General features: G+C 62.7%; 15 protein-coding genes. All 15 read right to left on the bottom strand.

What is annotated here, in order from left to right:
• Nucleotides 1-71 precede the first annotated feature (71 nt).
• Nucleotides 72-2492 carry an endopeptidase La gene (gene lon, locus H7687_RS15445; protein ID WP_183348989.1) on the bottom strand — a complete coding sequence of 807 codons (2421 nt, stop codon included), beginning with the start codon at nt 2490-2492 and terminating at the stop codon, nt 72-74.
• A 9-nt stretch (nt 2493-2501) separates the two neighbouring features.
• Nucleotides 2502-3755, bottom strand: coding sequence for an ATP-dependent Clp protease ATP-binding subunit ClpX (gene clpX, locus H7687_RS15440; protein ID WP_183348987.1), 1254 nt, complete (start codon nt 3753-3755; stop codon nt 2502-2504).
• On the bottom strand, nt 3752-4351 hold the full coding sequence (gene clpP / locus H7687_RS15435; protein WP_183348985.1) for an ATP-dependent Clp endopeptidase proteolytic subunit ClpP: 600 nt from the start codon (nt 4349-4351) through the stop codon (nt 3752-3754). Before clpP ends, clpX begins: the two co-directional genes overlap by 4 nt.
• An 8-nt stretch (nt 4352-4359) precedes the next feature.
• Nucleotides 4360-5667 (bottom strand): trigger factor, encoded by a 1308-nt coding sequence (tig, locus tag H7687_RS15430; RefSeq protein ID WP_183348983.1) that lies wholly within the window; start codon nt 5665-5667, stop codon nt 4360-4362.
• Between the two features lie 520 nt (nt 5668-6187).
• On the bottom strand, nt 6188-7216 hold the full coding sequence (gene cydB, locus H7687_RS15425; RefSeq protein WP_183348981.1) for a cytochrome d ubiquinol oxidase subunit II: 1029 nt from the start codon (nt 7214-7216) through the stop codon (nt 6188-6190).
• A gap of 9 nt (nt 7217-7225) precedes the next feature.
• A complete protein-coding gene (locus tag H7687_RS15420) occupies nt 7226-8569 on the bottom strand; it encodes a cytochrome ubiquinol oxidase subunit I (RefSeq protein WP_183348979.1) in 1344 nt (447 codons plus the stop codon).
• 136 nt (nt 8570-8705) lie between these two features.
• Nucleotides 8706-9116, bottom strand: a complete 411-nt coding sequence (locus tag H7687_RS15415) for an RrF2 family transcriptional regulator (RefSeq protein WP_183348976.1) — start codon at nt 9114-9116, stop codon at nt 8706-8708.
• Between the two features lie 314 nt (nt 9117-9430).
• Nucleotides 9431-9586 carry a hypothetical protein gene (locus tag H7687_RS15410; protein ID WP_012529698.1) on the bottom strand — a complete coding sequence of 52 codons (156 nt, stop codon included), beginning with the start codon at nt 9584-9586 and terminating at the stop codon, nt 9431-9433.
• Nucleotides 9587-9739: 153 nt separating this feature from the next.
• Nucleotides 9740-10294 (bottom strand): ComEA family DNA-binding protein, encoded by a 555-nt coding sequence (locus tag H7687_RS15405; protein WP_246404931.1) that lies wholly within the window; start codon nt 10292-10294, stop codon nt 9740-9742.
• On the bottom strand, nt 10294-11880 hold the full coding sequence (gene cimA, locus H7687_RS15400) for a citramalate synthase (protein ID WP_183348972.1): 1587 nt from the start codon (nt 11878-11880) through the stop codon (nt 10294-10296). Before cimA ends, H7687_RS15405 begins: the two co-directional genes overlap by 1 nt.
• 226 nt (nt 11881-12106) lie before the next feature.
• Nucleotides 12107-13324 carry an aspartate kinase gene (locus H7687_RS15395; protein ID WP_183348970.1) on the bottom strand — a complete coding sequence of 406 codons (1218 nt, stop codon included), beginning with the start codon at nt 13322-13324 and terminating at the stop codon, nt 12107-12109.
• Nucleotides 13325-13601: 277 nt separating this feature from the next.
• Nucleotides 13602-14063, bottom strand: a complete 462-nt coding sequence (tsaE, locus tag H7687_RS15390) for a tRNA (adenosine(37)-N6)-threonylcarbamoyltransferase complex ATPase subunit type 1 TsaE (protein ID WP_183348968.1) — start codon at nt 14061-14063, stop codon at nt 13602-13604.
• A gap of 8 nt (nt 14064-14071) precedes the next feature.
• Nucleotides 14072-14521, bottom strand: coding sequence for a CBS domain-containing protein (locus H7687_RS15385; protein ID WP_183348959.1), 450 nt, complete (start codon nt 14519-14521; stop codon nt 14072-14074).
• A 2-nt stretch (nt 14522-14523) separates the two neighbouring features.
• A complete protein-coding gene (locus tag H7687_RS15380; RefSeq protein WP_183348957.1) occupies nt 14524-16098 on the bottom strand; it encodes an NAD(P)H-hydrate dehydratase in 1575 nt (524 codons plus the stop codon).
• The gene (locus tag H7687_RS15375; protein ID WP_183348955.1) at nt 16099-16476 is read right to left on the bottom strand and encodes a holo-[acyl-carrier-protein] synthase; all 378 of its coding nucleotides are present in this window, start codon (nt 16474-16476) and stop codon (nt 16099-16101) included. It lies immediately after the preceding gene.
• Nucleotides 16477-16525 lie beyond the last annotated feature (49 nt).

Here is a 16525-nt window from a genome sequence, read left to right as displayed (position 1 = left end):
TGCATCGCAAAGTGAAATGAGTATATACCAGAGCCTCGTTCCGACTGTCAACCCTTTTTCTAATTTTTTTTCTAGTGCGGTACCACGGCGCCGTCACCGGCAGTTTGAGCTGCATCCGCATACAGAGCGGCTGCAGGGAGCCCCACCGGCGCCAGCAGCGCGTGACCGAGCACCTCGTCCATGTGCGCCACCGGGTGCACGGTGAGCCCGGCCAGGATCTCCTTGGGCACCTCGGCCAGGTCCTTCTCGTTCTCCTTGGGGATCAAGACGGTGCGGATGCCGCCCCGCCCTGCCGCCAGGAGTTTCTCCTTCAGGCCGCCGATGGGAAGCACGGTGCCGCGCAGGGTCACCTCGCCGGTCATGGCGATGTCGCGCCGCACCGGCCTTCTGGTCAGCGCCGAGGTGAGCGCGCAGGCCATGGCGATACCGGCCGAGGGGCCGTCCTTGGGGATCGCCCCTTCCGGGACGTGGATGTGAATGTCGAGGTGCTGGTAGAAGTCCTTGGCAAAGCCCAAGAGCTCGCCGCGCGAGCGGACGTAGGTCATGGCCGCCTGCGCCGACTCCTGCATCACCTCGCCCAGCTTCCCGGTGACGGTGAGCTTCCCCTTGCCCGGCAGCGAGACCACCTCGATGTTGAGCAGTTCCCCCCCCACCTCGGTCCAAGCCAGGCCGGTAACGAGGCCGATGGCGTCTTCCTGGCCGATCTCACCGTACTTGTAGCGGGGAGGTCCCAGGTAGCCGGCAATCTGCTTGGGCTGCACGGTGCGGCGCAGCTTGCCCCCTTCGGCCACGGCGAAGGCGATCTTGCGGCAGATCGATCCGATCTCGCGCTCCAGGTTCCTCACCCCCGCCTCGCGGGTGTAGCGGCGTACCAGTTCCAAAAGGGCCGCGTCGGTGAAGCTGATCCCCTTGCCGGCCAGGCCGTTGGCATCGGCCTGTTTCGGGATCAGGTACTGGCGGGCGATGGCGAGCTTCTCGCGCTCGGTGTAGCCGTCCAGCCGCACCACCTCCATGCGGTCCAGCAGCGGCCGCGGGATGGAGTGACTGGAGTTGGCCGTGGTGATGAACATCACCTTGGAAAGGTCGTAGTCGAGGTCGAGGAAGTGGTCGTTGAAGCAGGCGTTCTGCTCCGGGTCGAGCACCTCGAGGAGCGCCGAGGCGGGGTCGCCGCGGAAGTCGGAGCTCATCTTGTCGATCTCGTCCAAAAGGAACACGGGGTTGGACGAGCCGCACTTCTTGAGAGACTGGATGATGCGGCCGGGCATGGCCCCCACGTAGGTGCGCCGGTGCCCGCGGATCTCCGCCTCGTCGCGCACCCCGCCCAGCGAGATCTTGACGAAGTCGCGGCCGGTCGCCTTGGCCACCGAGCGCGCCAGCGAGGTCTTGCCCACCCCGGGAGGGCCGACCAGGCAGAGGATGGGCCCCTTCATGTCCGGGGCGAGTGCGTTCACCGCCAGGAACTCGAGGATCCTCAGCTTCACCTTCTCCAGGCCGTAGTGGTCGCCGTCCAGGCGGGCGCGCGCCTGCTGGATGTCGCGGTTCTCGTCGGCGTAGGCGCCCCAGGGGAGGGCCAGCAGCCAGTCCACGTAGTTTCTCACCACGGCCGCTTCGGCGGACATGGGGGACATGAACTTCAGCTTCTTGATCTCGGCCTGCACCTTCTGCTTGGCCTCGGCCGACAGCGGCAGCTTGGCGGCCTTCGCCTCCAGCCCCCTAAGCTCCTGCTTGAACTCGTCCTTGCCCCCAAGCTCCTTCTGGATGGCGCGGATCTGCTCGTTCAGGTAGTAATCCTTCTGGGTCTTCTCCATCTGCTTCTTGACCCGGGCGTGGATCTTCTTCTCGATCTGCAGGATCTCGATCTCGGCGCCCATGAGCGACAACAGGCGCTCCATGCGCCGCGCCGGCTGCACCGCGGCCAAGAGTTCCTGCTTCTGGGCCACCTTCAGGTTCAGGTGCGGGGCGATGGTGTCGGCCATGCGCGAGGCGTCCGCGATCCCCTGCACCGACTGCAGGATCTCGGCCGGCACCGAGCTGTTCAGCTCCACGTAGCTCTCGAAGGAGGCGAGCACGCCGCGCTTCAGGGCCTCGACCTCGGTCACGTTGGCGTTCTTCTCGGCGAGGGTCTCCACCTCGACTTCGAAGTAGTCGGTCCGGTCGCTGAAGGAGACGATGGAGCCGCGCCTTTTCCCTTCCACCAGCACCTTGACCGTGCCGTCGGGGAGCTTCAGGAGTTGGATCACCTGGCACAGCGTCCCCACCGTGTAGATGTCCCCCGGCTCCGGGTCCTCGGTCTTGGCGTTTTTCTGGGTGGCAAGCAGGATCAGCTTGTCGTTCTGGGTCATGGCGGCCTCGAGGGCGAGCACCGACTTCTCACGCCCCACGAACAGAGGGATCACCATGTGCGGGAAGATCACTATGTCCCGTAAAGGAAAGAGAGGGAACCGTTCCGGATTCCCTCTCTTCTTGCGTCTGCTGCTGGTTTCTTCAGTCATATGTCCCTGTTAGGCGCTTTCGGCCACGTTCTCATAGACGATGATCGGTTTTTCCTTGCTGTAGATCACCTCTTCGCTGATGACCACCTCTTTGACCATGCTCTGGGACGGGATCTCGTACATGATGTCGAGCATCGCGTTCTCCAGGATGGAACGCAGGCCGCGGGCGCCGGTCTTTCTCTTGAGCGCTTCGCGGGCGATGGCGATCAGGGAGCCGTCGGTGAACTTCAGCTTCACGTGCTCCATCTCGAACAGCTTCTGGTACTGCTTGATCAAGGCGTTCTTGGGCTCCTTGAGGATCTGCACCATGGCCTCCTCGTCCAGCTCGGAGAGCGAGGCGAGCATGGGGAGACGGCCCACGAACTCGGGGATGAAGCCGAACTTCAGCAGGTCCTCGGGGGTGACGCCGGCCAAAAGTTCCCCGGCCTTCTTCTCGACCTTCTTCTTGACGTCGGCCCCGAAGCCCAGGGTCTTCACGCCGATCCTCTGCTGGATGATGTTGTCCAGCCCGGGGAAGGCGCCGCCGCAGATGAAGAGGATGTTGGTGGTGTCCACCTTCAGGAACTCCTGCTGCGGGTGCTTGCGGCCACCCTTGGGCGGCACGCTGGCGATGGTCCCCTCGATGATCTTCAGGAGCGCCTGCTGCACCCCTTCACCGGAAACGTCGCGGGTGATGGAGGGGGAATCCGACTTCCTGGCGATCTTGTCGATCTCGTCGATGTAGATGATCCCCTTCTGCGCCTTCTCCACATCGTAGTCGGCGGCCTGCAGGAGGGTCAGGATGATGTTCTCGACGTCCTCGCCCACGTAGCCCGCCTCGGTGAGGTTGGTGGCGTCCGCCATGGCGAAGGGGACCTTGAGGATGCGGGCCAGGGTCTGGGCCAGCAGCGTCTTGCCCGAGCCGGTGGGGCCCAAGAGCAGGATGTTGCTCTTCTGCATCTCGACGTCGCCCGGCTTGGTGGGCGCCTCGACCCGCTTGTAGTGGTTGTACACCGCGACGGCCAGGACCTTCTTGGCGCGGGCCTGCCCGATGACGTACTCGTCCAGGACCTCCTTGATCTCCTGCGGCTTGGGGAGCTTGCGGACGTCCGGACCGGAGGTGTCTTCAAGCTTGGACTCCTCCGCGATGATGTCGTTGCAAAGTTCGATGCACTCGTCGCAGATGTAGACCGTAGGCCCCGCAATAAGCTTCTTCACCTCTTCCTGGCTCTTCCCGCAAAAGGAACAGATCAGCGTATCGGAACGGTCATCTCTTCTGCTCAATTGGCACCTCCGGTGACAACGTTTCTAGTCACAATGGCATCTATAATACCATATGTCTTTGCCTCTTCGCCCGACATAAAATAGTCGCGCTCGGTGTCGGCGGCCACTTTTTCCACGTTCTGACCGGTGTGCTCGGCCAGAAGTTCGTTGAGCTGGTCCTTCATGCGCAGGATCTCCTTGGCGTGGATGTGGATATCCGTCGCCTGCCCCTGGAACCCTCCCAGCGGCTGGTGGATCATGATGCGCGAGTTGGCCAGGGAATACCGCTTACCCTTCTCACCGCCCGACAGCAGGAAGGCGCCCATGGAGGCCGCCTGCCCGATGCAGATGGTCGACACCGGAGCCTTGATGTAGCGCATGGTGTCGTAGATCGCCATCCCGGCGGTGACCACACCGCCGGGGGAGTTGATGTAGAGATGGATGTCCTTGTCGGGATCCTCGGCCTCCAGGAAGAGGAGCTGCGCGATCACCAGGTTGGCGACGTTGTCGTCGATGCCGCCACCCAGGAAGATGATCCTGTCCTTCAGAAGGCGCGAATAGATGTCGTACGACCTCTCGCCCCGGCCAGTCTGCTCCACTACTATCGGTACCAGCATGGAATCTCCTATTTGCTTTCCGCCTTGGGAACCTCGGTCACCTTGGCGCGCTCGGTGATGAACTGCACCGCCTTGTCTTCCCTCATCTGGGCCATCAGGCTGTCCTTGGCCCGCTCGTTGGTCTTGTACATCTGCGCCACCTTCTCCAGCGGCTGGCCGGTCTGGGCGGAGATCTGGCCGAGCTGCGCCTGGAACTCCTCCTCGGTCACCTCGACCGATTCCTTCTCGGCCACGGCGTCGACGATCACGGACCCCTTGACCTGGTCGCGGGCGACGTCACGGAACTGGGCCTTGTAGCTCTCCTCGGTCATCCCCATCATCTCCAGGGACATGCGCTGCGAGGCGAGGCGCTGCTTGGTGTTCTCCAGCATCATGGTCACCTGGCGGTCGACCAGGGCTTCCGGGACCTCGACCGGGTTCTTCTCGATGAGCGCCTTGAAGACGTTCTCACGCAGGTCGTGGTTGATGCGGGACTCTTCCTGGGCCTGGTTGATCTCGGCCAGTTTGGCCTTCAACAGGTCGAGGGTCTCGAACTCCTCGCCGAACTCCTTGGCGAAGTCGTCGTTCAGCTCGGGGAGTTCCTTGATCTTGATCTCTTTCACGGTGATCTCGAAGTCCGCCGGCTTGCCGGCCAGCTCCGCGGAGCCGTAACCCTCCGGGAAGGTCACCTTGATGGTGCTGTTGGTCCCGACGGTCATGCCGACCATCTGGTCCTCGAAGCCCGGGATGAAGCGGCCGGAACCCAGCTCAAGCTGGAAGTCCTCGGCGGCACCCCCCTCAAAGGGAACGCCGTCGATGGAGCCCTTGAAGTCGAAGGTGACGAAATCGCCCAGCGCCGCGGCGTGGCCTTCCGGAGCCGGCACCAACTGCGCCATGCGCTCCTGCATCTCCTTGAGGCGGGCATCGACCGCTGCCGGGTCGAGCACCAGCTGCTCTTTCTGCACCTCGAGGCCGAGGTATTCCTTCAGTTCGACTTCCGGGAATACTTCGATGACTGCGGAGTACTTGAACGGCTCGCCCTTCTTGAGCAGGTCACTCTCGATGACCGGGTAGGATACCGGGTTGAGCCCCTTTTCCTCGACGGCCTTGAAGTAGCTCTCGTGAACCAGGTTCTTGACCACGTCTTCGGCCATCTTCTCGCCGTAGTGTTTCTCGATCAGGCTCATCGGGACCTTGCCCTTGCGGAACCCTTTTATGGCGGCATGCTTCCTTATTTCGGCATACGCCTTGTCAACTTCAGCAGAAACTTTCTCCGCCGGAATTTCGAAGTTCAACTTCTTCTTGATGCTGTTGACCGTTTCAACACTAATCTGCATGGAAAATCCTCTCTTTGTTCACTTTATATGGCAGGCTCTCTGCCGTAATGCCTCGTGCATGATTGTCTGGGCGGGGGTTGTGGTGACGGGTCTGTCGGGGCATCCGCTGGAAAAGCTGCCTCCCGGAAGGGCTATGGCACCGGCGCTGTTCGCTTAGCGCGCGCGACAAGAGGGTAAAGTAGCAAAGAGGAAGGGAACTTGTCAATATAGAATTGGTTTCGCTTTAATCGCTTAGGGGCGTCCGCCGCCCCTTCGGGGCCAGTGGTGAAGGTACCGGGGCCGAGCACCGGAGCATGAAAAAGCCGCCCCGGATGGGGGCGGCGGCAGGCAAAAGGAATCGTGATTAGCGATGACCTTCCGCCAAGATGCCCCATCCCCCTCGCCCTCCGGGGAGAGGGCCGGGGTGAGGGCGCTGCAATAGGCAATGATGCCGCTTCGTGGCACCTCCCTCACCCGCCCTTCGGGCACCCTCTCCCGGAGGGAGAGGGCATTAGCGGAAGATTGTCGATCAGGAAAGGAATTAGTAGGCCTCGTGGTCGGCGGCCACCGCCTCGGCGGTAACCGTCCCCCGGAACACCCGGTACACCCAGATCTTGTACAGGATCACCACCGGGACGAAGGTGAAGGCCACCCCGGTCATGATCTGCAGCGTGTACTCCGACGAGGAGCTGTTGTAGATAGTGAGGCTGGACAGGGCGTCCATGCTGGAGGGGATCAGGTTCGGGAACAGCCCGATGACGCCGGTCCCCACCACGCCCAGGATGGCGACACAGGAGGAGGCGAAGGCGGCCAGGGTGTTGCCGGCGCCCAGCAGCAGGCGCACGCCGACCAGGGCCGCCACCGCCACAAGCGGCACCACCAGGAAGACCGGGGCCTTGAGGTAGTTGTCATAGAGCTTGGTGGCGAAGTTGGTGTAGCCCAGGAAGGCCACCGCGACCACGAGCAGCGGGACCCAGAGGGTGCGGGCCAGCGACTCGGCGCGCCGGCTCAGGTCGCCGGTGGTCTTGACCGCCACGTAGAGGGCGCCGTGCTCCAAAAAGAGCATCACGAAAAGCAGCCCGCTCACGATGCCATAGGGGTTCAAAAGGGCGATCAGGGAACCGTGGTAACCGGCCTGGTCCATGGGGAGCCCCGCAAAGATGTTGCCGAAGGCGACGCCGAAGAGGAGCGCCGGCACGAAGCTGGAGAGCACGATGGCCCAGTCCCAGCAGCCGCGCCAGGTGGCCCCCTCCTCCTTGCTGCGGAACTCGAAGGAGACCCCGCGCACGATGAGCGCGAAGAGCAGCAGCAGAAGCGGCGTGTACAGGTAGCTGAACATGAGCGCGTAGGTGGTCGGGAAGGCTGCGAAGGTGGCGCCACCGGCGGTGATCAGCCAGACCTCGTTACCGTCCCAGACCGGGCCGAAGCTGTTGATGACGACGCGGCGGTCGAGGTCGCTTTTGCCCAGCACGCGGTGCAGCATCCCCGCCCCCAGCACGAAGCCGTCCAGCATGAAATAGACCGCCCACAGAACACCCCAAAGTACAAACCATACGATATGCAGATCCATTGTCCCCCCCTAGTTTCTGAAGGCGTTGCTAGCGCCGACGTGAGTTTCTTCAGGCCCTTTGCGGGCGAACTTGGCCAACAGGTAGATATCCACGAAACCCAAAAGCCCGTAGAGCAGCGTAAAGCCCAACAGCGAGCCGATCACCTGCGACAACTCCAGGGACTTGGAGACCGCATCCGAGGTCTTCATGATGCCGTAGACGATCCAGGGCTGGCGGCCCACTTCCGAAACGATCCAGCCCAGCTGGTTGGCGATGTAGGGGAGCGGGATGCAGAGCACCAGCAGCTTCAGGAACAGGGGGTACTTCTCCAGCAGGCCGTTCTTGGACAGGAACAGCGCAGCTGCCGACAGCAGGATGAACAGGGTGCCCAGCCCGACCATCAGGCGGAAGCTCAGGAATACCGGCAGCACCGGCGGGCGCTCATCCTTGGGGAAGGAGGTGATGCCGCGGATCTGGGCGTTGGTGTCGTGGAAGGCGAGGAAACTCAACAGGCCCGGCACGGGGAGCGCGGTGACCAGGTTGCACTCGTTCTTCTCGTCCGGGAAGGCGATCAGGTGCATGGGAGCGTTGTTACAGGAGTTCCAGACCGCTTCCATGGCGGCGAACTTGGCGGGCTGGGTCTTGGCGACGTCCGCCGCGTGGAAGTCGCCGATGACGCCAACCATGATGGAGGCGGCCAGGGCGAAGACGGCGGCCATGCCGAAAGAGGCCTTGAAGAATTCGCGGTTGCGCGCCTTGAGCAGGTGGTATGCGGAAATGCCCATGACGAAGAAGCCGGCCACGGTGTAACCGGAGACGATCTGGTGCCCGAACTTCAGCAGGCCGAACGGGTTGGTGATGAGCGCCATGAAGTCCACCATCTCGGCGCGGCCGTTTCTGAGCACGTAACCCACCGGGTGCTGCATCCAGCCGTTGGCCAGGAGGATCCACAGTCCCGAGAGGTTGGTCGCCAGGGCCACCAGCCAGATGGAGACGGCGTGGAACCTTTTGCCCACCTTGTCCCAGCCAAAGGCCCAGACCCCGATGAACACGCTTTCCATGAAGAAGGCCACGGTGGCCTCGATGGCCAGCGGTGCCCCGAAGATGTCGCCGACGTAGCGCGAGTACTCGGCCCAGTTCATGCCGAACTGGAACTCCATGGTGATGCCGGTCACCACGCCGAGGGCGAAGTTGATCAGGAACAGCTTGCCCCAGAACTTCGTCATCCTCTTGTACATCTCGTTGCCGGTCATCACGTAGCGGGTCTCCATCATCGCCACCAGGACCGACAGCCCCAGGGTGAGGGGGACGAAAATGAAGTGGAACATGCTGGTGATGGCAAACTGCAGCCTGCTCAGGGTTAGTACATCCATGATTCGCTCCTTAGATAAAATTGAACAGTTTGGCCCTTGGGGCCGTTTTCCAGCCGTACTTGATATTAGCGGTCACAAAAGACCAACAGGACCTTCTTTATCTTAATTGTGGACAAAAAATTTTAGACGCTGCGACTCAGGACTCGGTGTTCCGGGCCAGGGTGTCGATAGTGACACCGTCGAGAATATGAACAACTTCGGTCTGCACCTGTTTCCAAACGGCGTGCACGCGGCAGGGGCCTCCCCTGTCGCAGGCGCTGCCGAGCAGGCAGCGGTTGGGAAGAATCGGCCCTTCGACGGCCTCGACCACCTCACGCAGGGTGATGGCGGATGCCGGGCGCGCCAGCACGAAGCCCCCGCCGGTACCGCGCGAGGAAGTGGCCAGGCCGAGTTTGGCGAAGCTCTGGAAGATCTTGGCAAGGAAGGTCTGCGGCACCTCCGCGGCAGCGGCGATCTCGCTGATCAGAGAAACCCGCCCCGGCGGCTGCTGGGCCAGGTAGATGATGCCACGGATTGCGTATTCGCCCTTGCGGGTCAGTTCCATCATAAAAACACCTTTAGGACCAATTTGATCCCTTTTATAACCGACCCCCCTGGTCCTGTCAAGACAAAATATGGTAGGAAAATTTTCTCCGGGCAGTAGCTGGTCCAGTCAAGGCAAGACGGTGAGAACCGGTACCGACAGGGCAAGCCTACAGACGCAGAGAGCGCAGCAACGCTACCCTACACATCGCATCAGATGCAACAAGCAGATCCGATGAAGCGGGCTGGGCGTTGTGGCAAAAGCTCAACTGTAAAGGAGGGTGACAAAAAGAGGGGGCGTCGGAGACGTCCCCCCTCGGTGTCGTTTATGATGGGGGATCAACCCAGGAGGCTGTTGAAGTTCCTGGCTCTGTTGGCGAGGATAGTGGGATCGAGCACCTCGCCGCAGCAGGTGCACTTCCAGGCATCGAACGATCTCACGAAGTCGTAATATTTTTCGGCAAACATTCTACCTTTGCATTTAGGGCATTTCATAAGCCGTACCTCCCAACAAAAAGTTGATTAAAGAACTTCATGTGGGATCGTATAATTCACGCGACATGCCAAGATCGGAAATCTGAACAAGTTGTAATGTAAACCGTACTCCTTTTGGAAGGAACCTACGCAAAAAGGCCCCCTTAGCGCTGATTAGAAATACTTTCGAATCGCCGCCAGCTTCCCTGCCCCGATCCCCGGCACCCGCAGCAGCCCCTCGACGGAACCAAAAGCGCCATTTTCCTGACGGTCGGCGATGATGCGTCGGGAAAGTGCCGGTCCGATACCCGGCAAGAGGTCCCATTCCTGTTCCGTGAGCCGGTCCGGATGCAGCGGTATTGCCAGGAGCATCATCTCTTTGGCTCCCATTTTAGTGACTGAAATCACAGTATTACCGGCTGAATCCACCTCCAGCGTGACCACGTCGCCGTTCATCAGCCGTCGACTGTCGGCTCCTCTGACGCTTGCCGGCGCGGCCGCGTCCGGCACCGTCATTTTAATGGCGCTGCCTGCCGTCGCGCCAACCGGCAGGCGGTAAACACCCGGACGTGCGACACTTCCGGCCAGCCGCACCGTGATCCCCTGCCCCGTATAACGGAAAAAGGCCGCGCCCTCACCCCTGGGGGTGGGAACGCGGCCTTTGAGATACAGCGCGAGGGAGAGGAGCAGGGCGAGGCACCACAGGGTGAGTCGCTGGCTCCCGGGCATCATTTCTTCGGTGCCGCCGTCTCCTCGTCTCTATGCAGCTTGAACTCGATGGCGTCCACGAGGGCCTGGTAGGAGGCCTCGATGACGTTGCTGGAGACGCCGACGGTGCCCCAGCGCGCTTCCTTGTCGCCGCTCTCGATGAGGACGCGGATGGAGGAAGCGGTCCCCTGCCCTGCCGGAAGCACGCGGACCTTGTAGTCGTGCAGCTTCACGTCCTTGAGCTTCGGGTAGAACTTCTCCAGCGCCTTCCTGAGGGCGTTGTCCAGGGCGTTGACCGGGCCGTGCCCCTCGGAGGCGGTGTGCTCGATCTTGCCGCCGACCTTGACCTTGATGGTCGCCTCGGAGATGGGCTGGTCGTCCTCGGTGCGCTTCTCGTCGATGACGCGGAAGCCGATCACGGAGAAGAACTTGCGGTGCGTGCCGAGGGCGCGCTTCATCAGCAGCTCGAAGGAGGCCTCGGCCCCCTCGAACTGGTAGCCGCGGTTCTCCATGGACTTGATGTCCTCCAGGATCTCGAGGGTCACCGGGTCCTTGCTGTCCAGGTTGATGTTGAACTCGGTCGCCTTGGCGAGGATGTTGGCGCGCCCGGAGAGGTCGGAGACCAGAACGCGGGTGGTGTTGCCCACCAGTTCCGGCCGCATGTGCTCGTAGGTTTCCGGGTGGCGCTGGATGGCCGAGACGTGCACGCCCCCCTTGTGGGCGAAGGCGGAGTTGCCGACGTAGGGCTGGTGCTTGTTGGGGGCCAGGTTGGCCAGCTCGTAGACGTAGCGGGACAGCTCCCGCAAGGTCTTCATCTGGCCGTCCGAGATGCAGTCGCGCTGCATCTTGACTTTCAGGGCCGGGATGATGGAGCAGAGGTTCGCGTTGCCGCAGCGCTCACCGAAGCCGTTGATGGTCCCCTGCACGTGCACGATCCCCTGCTGCACGGAGATGATTGAGTTGGCCACCGCGCACTCGCCGTCGTTGTGGGCGTGGATGCCGAGCGGGGTCTTGATGCTCTTTTTCACCTCGTCCACGATCGCCGCTATCTCGTACGGCATCGAGCCGCCGTTGGTGTCGCACAGGATGATGCAGTCGGCGCCGGCCTGCTGGGCCGCCTGCAGCGTCTTGATGGCGTACTCGGGGTTGGACTTGTAGCCGTCGAAGAAGTGCTCGGCGTCGTAGAAGACCTCGGGCATGTTCTTCTTGAGGAACTCCAGCGAGTCGAAGATCAGCTCCAGGTTCTCTTCGAGCGGGATCCTGAGCGCCTCGTGCACGTGGAAGTCCCAGGTCTTGCCGAAGATGGTGGCGGCGTCGGCCTTGGAGTCAACCAGGGTGCGCAGGTTCTGGTCCTTGTCCGGGGTGATCTTGGCGCGGCGGGTCGAGCCGAAGGCCGCGATCTTCGCCTGGGAGAGCTTTTCCTTCTTGATGTCCTTGAAGAAGGCGACGTCCTTGGGGTTGGAGCCGGGCCATCCCCCCTCGATGTAGTGAATGCCGCACTCGTCCAGCTTGTGCGCGATGCGGATCTTGTCCTCGACCAGGAAAGAGATATCCTCCGCCTGCGTCCCGTCCCTAAGCGTCGTATCGTAAAGTTTCACCAGGCTCATATCCCCCCCGAACTTCAACAAAAGACGTTCAACGTTCAACGTTCAACGTTCTAAAGTCAGTTTTGGGACCGGCTCCGCAGATGCCAGCCCCCTTTCCCCTTGGGGACTGGCTCCGCAGCTGCCTGTCCCCTTTCGCCGCTCGCAGCTCCGCATCCGCCGTTACGCAAACGCCCAAGCCTAAGCCGGGGCGTTTGGTAACGTCGAACGTTGAACGTTGAACGGGTTCTTATTTCCCGGCCAGGCCGAAGGCGTCGTGCAGCACGCGGACGGCGAGCTCGGTGTACTTGGCATCGACCACGACCGAGATCTTGATCTCGGAGGTGGAGATCATCTGGATGTTGATCCCCTCCTTGGCGAGCGCCTGGAACATGGTGGTGGCGACGCCGGCGTGGCTCCTCATGCCCAGGCCCACGATGGAGACCTTGGTGACGTTCTCGTCGGAGAGCACTTCCTTGGCGTGGATCGCCTCGGCGGTTTCCTTGGTGATGGAGAGCGCCTTCTTGAAGTCGGCCTGGGGCACGGTGAAGGTGAAGTCGGTGGAACCGGCCTCGCTCACGTTCTGGACGATCATGTCGACGGAGATGTTGGCGTCGGAAAGCGGCGAGAGGATCTGTGCGGCGATCCCCGGCTTGTCCGGTACCTGCATGACGGCGATTTTCACTTCATCCTTGGCGTAGGCGATACCCGAGACGAGCACTGCTTCCATTTCTTTATCCTCCTTGGTAACCATGGTTCCGAGATTTTCGTTGAAACTCGAGCGGACGTGGACGTCGACGTTGTACTTGCTGGCGAACTCCACGGAGCGGATCTGCAGCACCTTGGCGCCGAGGCTGGCCAGCTCCAGCATCTCCTCGTAGGAAATGCGCTCGATCTTCTTGGCGTCCTTGCAGATGTTGGGATCGGTGGTGTAGACGCCGTCCACGTCGGTGAAGATCTCGCAGACGTCGGCCTTGAGGGCCGCGGCGAGGGCAACCGCCGAGGTGTCGGAGCCGCCGCGCCCCAAGGTGGTGACGCTGCCGGACTCGTCGACGCCCTGGAAACCGGCCACGATCAGGATGGTCCCCTCTTTCAGGTCGGCGCGCATCTTCTTGTCGTCGATGCTCTCGATCCTGGCTTTGCTGTAGGAGGTGTCGGTGACGATGGGCACCTGGAAGCCGAGGTAGGACTTCGCCTTGTACCCCATGGCTTTCAGGCACATGGCCAGCAGCGCGATGGAGACCTGCTCCCCGGCCGCAACAAGCACGTCATATTCACGGTTGTCCGGGAACTCGCACACCTCGTTGGCAAGCGCGACCAGCTTGTTGGTTTCGCCTGCCATGGCGGAGACAACCACCACCATGTCGTTGCCGGCGTCATAGGTTTTTGCCACCCTCTTGGCGACGTTGCGAATTCGTTCGACGGACCCCATCGAGGTGCCGCCGTACTTTTGGACCACCAAAGCCATGTCAGTCCTCCTTGTACTCTACTGATTGATCCACCCGGAGCGTAATCCCGGCGGTAGGAACCACTTTATTAGCACATTAGCGTGTACGGTCAAAACATTTTTTTAAGTAATCACGGCCAAGATAGCCTATTTCTTCATTTTTCCGCGGCGCCCTGTTTACAGTATAAAAAAACGCCCCTGCTCGTTGAGAGAGAGGGGCGTTTGGTTCATAAGGTGGTCTTGATTGCAACGGCCGCGCAGCCCGCTGTTTGAATCGGCCGCGGCGCTGTTCCTGTCACTATGCCAGCACCGTTTCGGCAAGGGCCCGCGCTCGTGGCCCCGACGCCTCGAAGCAGACGGAGCGCTCATCGACTCCGGCGTGGTTCAGGGTCACGGTGAGGAGGTCGGCGGGGAGATCGTCCTCGAGCCGCTCGGCCCACTCCACCACGCAGGCACCATCACCGGAGAAGTATTCCTCGAAGCCCAGGGCCTCCACGTCGTGCGCCCCTTCCAGCCGGTACAGGTCGAAATGGTACAGCGGGATGCGTCCGTCGTAGATGTTGAGGATGGTGTAGGTCGGGCTGGTCACCGGGGTCTCCGGGTCCACCTCCAGCCCGAGCGCGATCCCCTTGGCGAACTGGGTCTTGCCGGCGCCCAGGTCACCGACCAGGGCGACGAAATCGCCCGGCTGCAGCAGCCGCCCCAGCCTCGCCCCCAGCGCTACCGTCTCTTCCTGGCTCTTGGTCAGCACGCAGGACATCCGGCCGCCTAGGCGATCATGGTGCGCACCATGTCGATGCGCCCGATGATGCCGACCACGCGGCGCCCCTCCACCACGGGCACGGCCTGGACCTTCTTCTCGGTCATGATCTCGGCCACCTCGGAGACCGGCGCCTCCGGCCCCACGCTGGCGACGTCCTCGGAAAAGATATCCCCCACGGTCTGCCCGGTCATCTTCTGCAGCTCCTTCTCGAAGCGCTTGTCGCTTTCCAGGTAGATGACCCAGTCGAAGATGGAGATGACGGTCGGGATGTGCAGCGGCTTGTCCTGCTCGATCAGGTCGCTCTCCGAGACGATGCCGATAAGGAGCCCCTCGTCGTCCACCACCGGGACGCTGGAGATGCGGCGCTCGGCGAAGAGCTTGGCGAGATCCCTGACGGTGGTGTCGCGGTGCACGGTGATGACGTCTGTGGTCATGATCTCTTTTGCTTTCATCATGGTCATTCTCCCTGTTGATGGTTCGTTGCGGTGGTTCGGGACGCGGCCAGGCTCGCCAGCGCCACGGGGAGCATCTCCTGCACGTCGCTGGCGCTCATCCCCTGGGTGCCCATCGGCTCCGCCAGGAAGTCGGCGGCGTGGCCGTGGACGAAGGCGCCCAACTGGCAGGCGGCGAAAGGATGATACCCCTGGGAGAGGAAGGCGGCGACCACGCCGGTCAGGACGTCGCCCATGCCGCCGGTGGCCATGCCCGGATTGCCGCTGCCGTTGATGGCGATGCTTCCGTCCGGCGCGGCGATGATGCTGCGCGCTCCCTTGAGGATCAGGTGCACACCGTATGTGACGGCGAAGGCGCGGGCGCAGCCGATGCGGTCCGCCTCCACCTCGGGCACCGTGCACCCCACCAGGCGCGCCATCTCCCCCGGATGCGGGGTGAGCACGGTGATGCGGTCCTTCCTGGTCAGGAGGAGCTCCGGCTCGAGCGCCACCGCGTTCAGCCCGTCCGCGTCCAGGACCAGCGGCTTGTCGAGCGCGGCCAGAAGCGAATGCACCAGGTAAACGGTAGAGGGGGCGGTGCCGATGCCCGGTCCCAGCGCGACCACGTCGCGGATGGCCGCGGCGGCGACGATCTCGGTCAGGGATCCCGCCCTCAGGTAGCCGGCCCGCTCCGGCCCGACCGGGATGGTCATCGCCTCGGTGGTCTTTTGTTCCAGCACCGGGTTCAAGGCAGCCGGCACGGCCAGGGTCACCAGCCCCGCCCCGGCGCGCTGCGCGCTGTTGGCGGCCATGGCCGCGGCGCCGGTCTTGCCGGTACTGCCGGCGACGATGAGGCAGTGGCCGCCGCTTCCCTTGTGGGCGGTGACGCTGCGAGGACGGAAGAGCCCGGCCGCGCAGGCGAGGTCGACGTAGTGGGCACCCTCCGCCTCGGCGACGACCGCGTCGGGCATGCCGATCTCCGCCACCACCAGCCGCCCGCACAACTCCGCACCCGGATAGAGCACGTTGCCCAACTTGGCCAGGGCGAAGGTGACGGTGATGTCGGCACGCACCGCGCGCCCCAACACCTTGCCGGTGGCGGCGTCCACGCCCGAGGGGATGTCGACCGAAACCACCGGCGCCCCGGCGGCGTTGATCAGATCGATGGCCTCAGCATAGACCCCGGTGACCTCGCTGTTCATACCGGTGCCGAGCAGGGCGTCCACGATCACCGTCGCGCCTTGAAGCAACACCTCCGCCCCGGCGAGCCCCTGCGGCATACTCTGCACCGTCGCGGGATCCAGTCGCGCCAGGTTGGCAGCGGCGTCCCCCGCCACCGCCTCGGGGGCCGCCAAAAGGAGCACCGGCGCTTCCCAACCGCGCTCCGCGAGCAGCCTGGAGATCACGAAGCCGTCGCCGCCGTTGTTACCCTTGCCCGCCACGATGACGGCGCGCCTCGCCTCACCCTCACCGAAGGCCTCCTCGATGACGTCGGCGCAGCCGCGCCCGGCCCGTTCCATGAGCTCCAGCCCCGGCACGCCGAACTCGCCGATGGCCCGGCGATCCATAAGCTGCATGACCTGTCCGCTCACGACCTTCATCTAACGCTCCAGTACCACCATGGCCACGGCGCAGCCGGCGTCGTGCGAAAGCGACAGAAAGCAGGAGCTAAGTCCCGCCTCCCGGAACAGCACCTCGGCCCGCCCGGAAAGCCGCAGCGTCGGCTTGCCCAGCGCATCGTTGACCACTTCCATGTCCTGCCAGGACAGCCCGTCGCGCAGCCCGGTGCCGAGGGCCTTCAAAAAGGACTCTTTCGCCGCGAAACGCAAGGCATAGTGCTGGGCCGACAACTTCTTCGAGGAGCAGTATTCTATCTCGCCCTGCGTGAAGATGCGCTGAAACAGGGCGTCGTTCCCCTGCTTCAGGAACTTGTCGAAGCGCGCGATCTCCACGATGTCAACGCCGGTACCGTAAATCAAGAAAGACTCCCCTGTTGTTGCTCAGGATTGGCGCTCGTCAGTCAGTTGC

The sequence above is a fragment of the Geomonas paludis genome (assembly GCF_014193585.1).
In the GTDB taxonomy this organism is placed as follows: domain Bacteria; phylum Desulfobacterota; class Desulfuromonadia; order Geobacterales; family Geobacteraceae; genus Geomonas; species Geomonas paludis.
This window is presented reverse-complemented; position numbering and strand designations above follow the sequence as displayed.

What these genes read in the sequence shown, in the direction of transcription:
- H7687_RS15395 (WP_183348970.1), bottom strand. Translation starts at nt 13,324, where the DNA reads ATGGCTTTGGTGGTCCAAAAGTACGGCGGCACCTCGATGGGGTCCGTC.
- cydB (WP_183348981.1), bottom strand. Translation starts at nt 7,216, where the DNA reads ATGGATCTGCATATCGTATGGTTTGTACTTTGGGGTGTTCTGTGGGCG.
- tsaE (WP_183348968.1), bottom strand. Translation starts at nt 14,063, where the DNA reads ATGTCCTGCGTGCTGACCAAGAGCCAGGAAGAGACGGTAGCGCTGGGG.
- H7687_RS15380 (WP_183348957.1), bottom strand. Translation starts at nt 16,098, where the DNA reads ATGAAGGTCGTGAGCGGACAGGTCATGCAGCTTATGGATCGCCGGGCC.
- H7687_RS15385 (WP_183348959.1), bottom strand. Translation starts at nt 14,521, where the DNA reads ATGATGAAAGCAAAAGAGATCATGACCACAGACGTCATCACCGTGCAC.
- tig (WP_183348983.1), bottom strand. Translation starts at nt 5,667, where the DNA reads ATGCAGATTAGTGTTGAAACGGTCAACAGCATCAAGAAGAAGTTGAAC.
- clpP (WP_183348985.1), bottom strand. Translation starts at nt 4,351, where the DNA reads ATGCTGGTACCGATAGTAGTGGAGCAGACTGGCCGGGGCGAGAGGTCG.
- H7687_RS15420 (WP_183348979.1), bottom strand. Translation starts at nt 8,569, where the DNA reads ATGGATGTACTAACCCTGAGCAGGCTGCAGTTTGCCATCACCAGCATG.
- lon (WP_183348989.1), bottom strand. Translation starts at nt 2,492, where the DNA reads ATGACTGAAGAAACCAGCAGCAGACGCAAGAAGAGAGGGAATCCGGAA.
- H7687_RS15405 (WP_246404931.1), bottom strand. Translation starts at nt 10,294, where the DNA reads ATGCCCGGGAGCCAGCGACTCACCCTGTGGTGCCTCGCCCTGCTCCTC.
- H7687_RS15410 (WP_012529698.1), bottom strand. Translation starts at nt 9,586, where the DNA reads ATGAAATGCCCTAAATGCAAAGGTAGAATGTTTGCCGAAAAATATTAC.
- H7687_RS15415 (WP_183348976.1), bottom strand. Translation starts at nt 9,116, where the DNA reads ATGATGGAACTGACCCGCAAGGGCGAATACGCAATCCGTGGCATCATC.
- cimA (WP_183348972.1), bottom strand. Translation starts at nt 11,880, where the DNA reads ATGAGCCTGGTGAAACTTTACGATACGACGCTTAGGGACGGGACGCAG.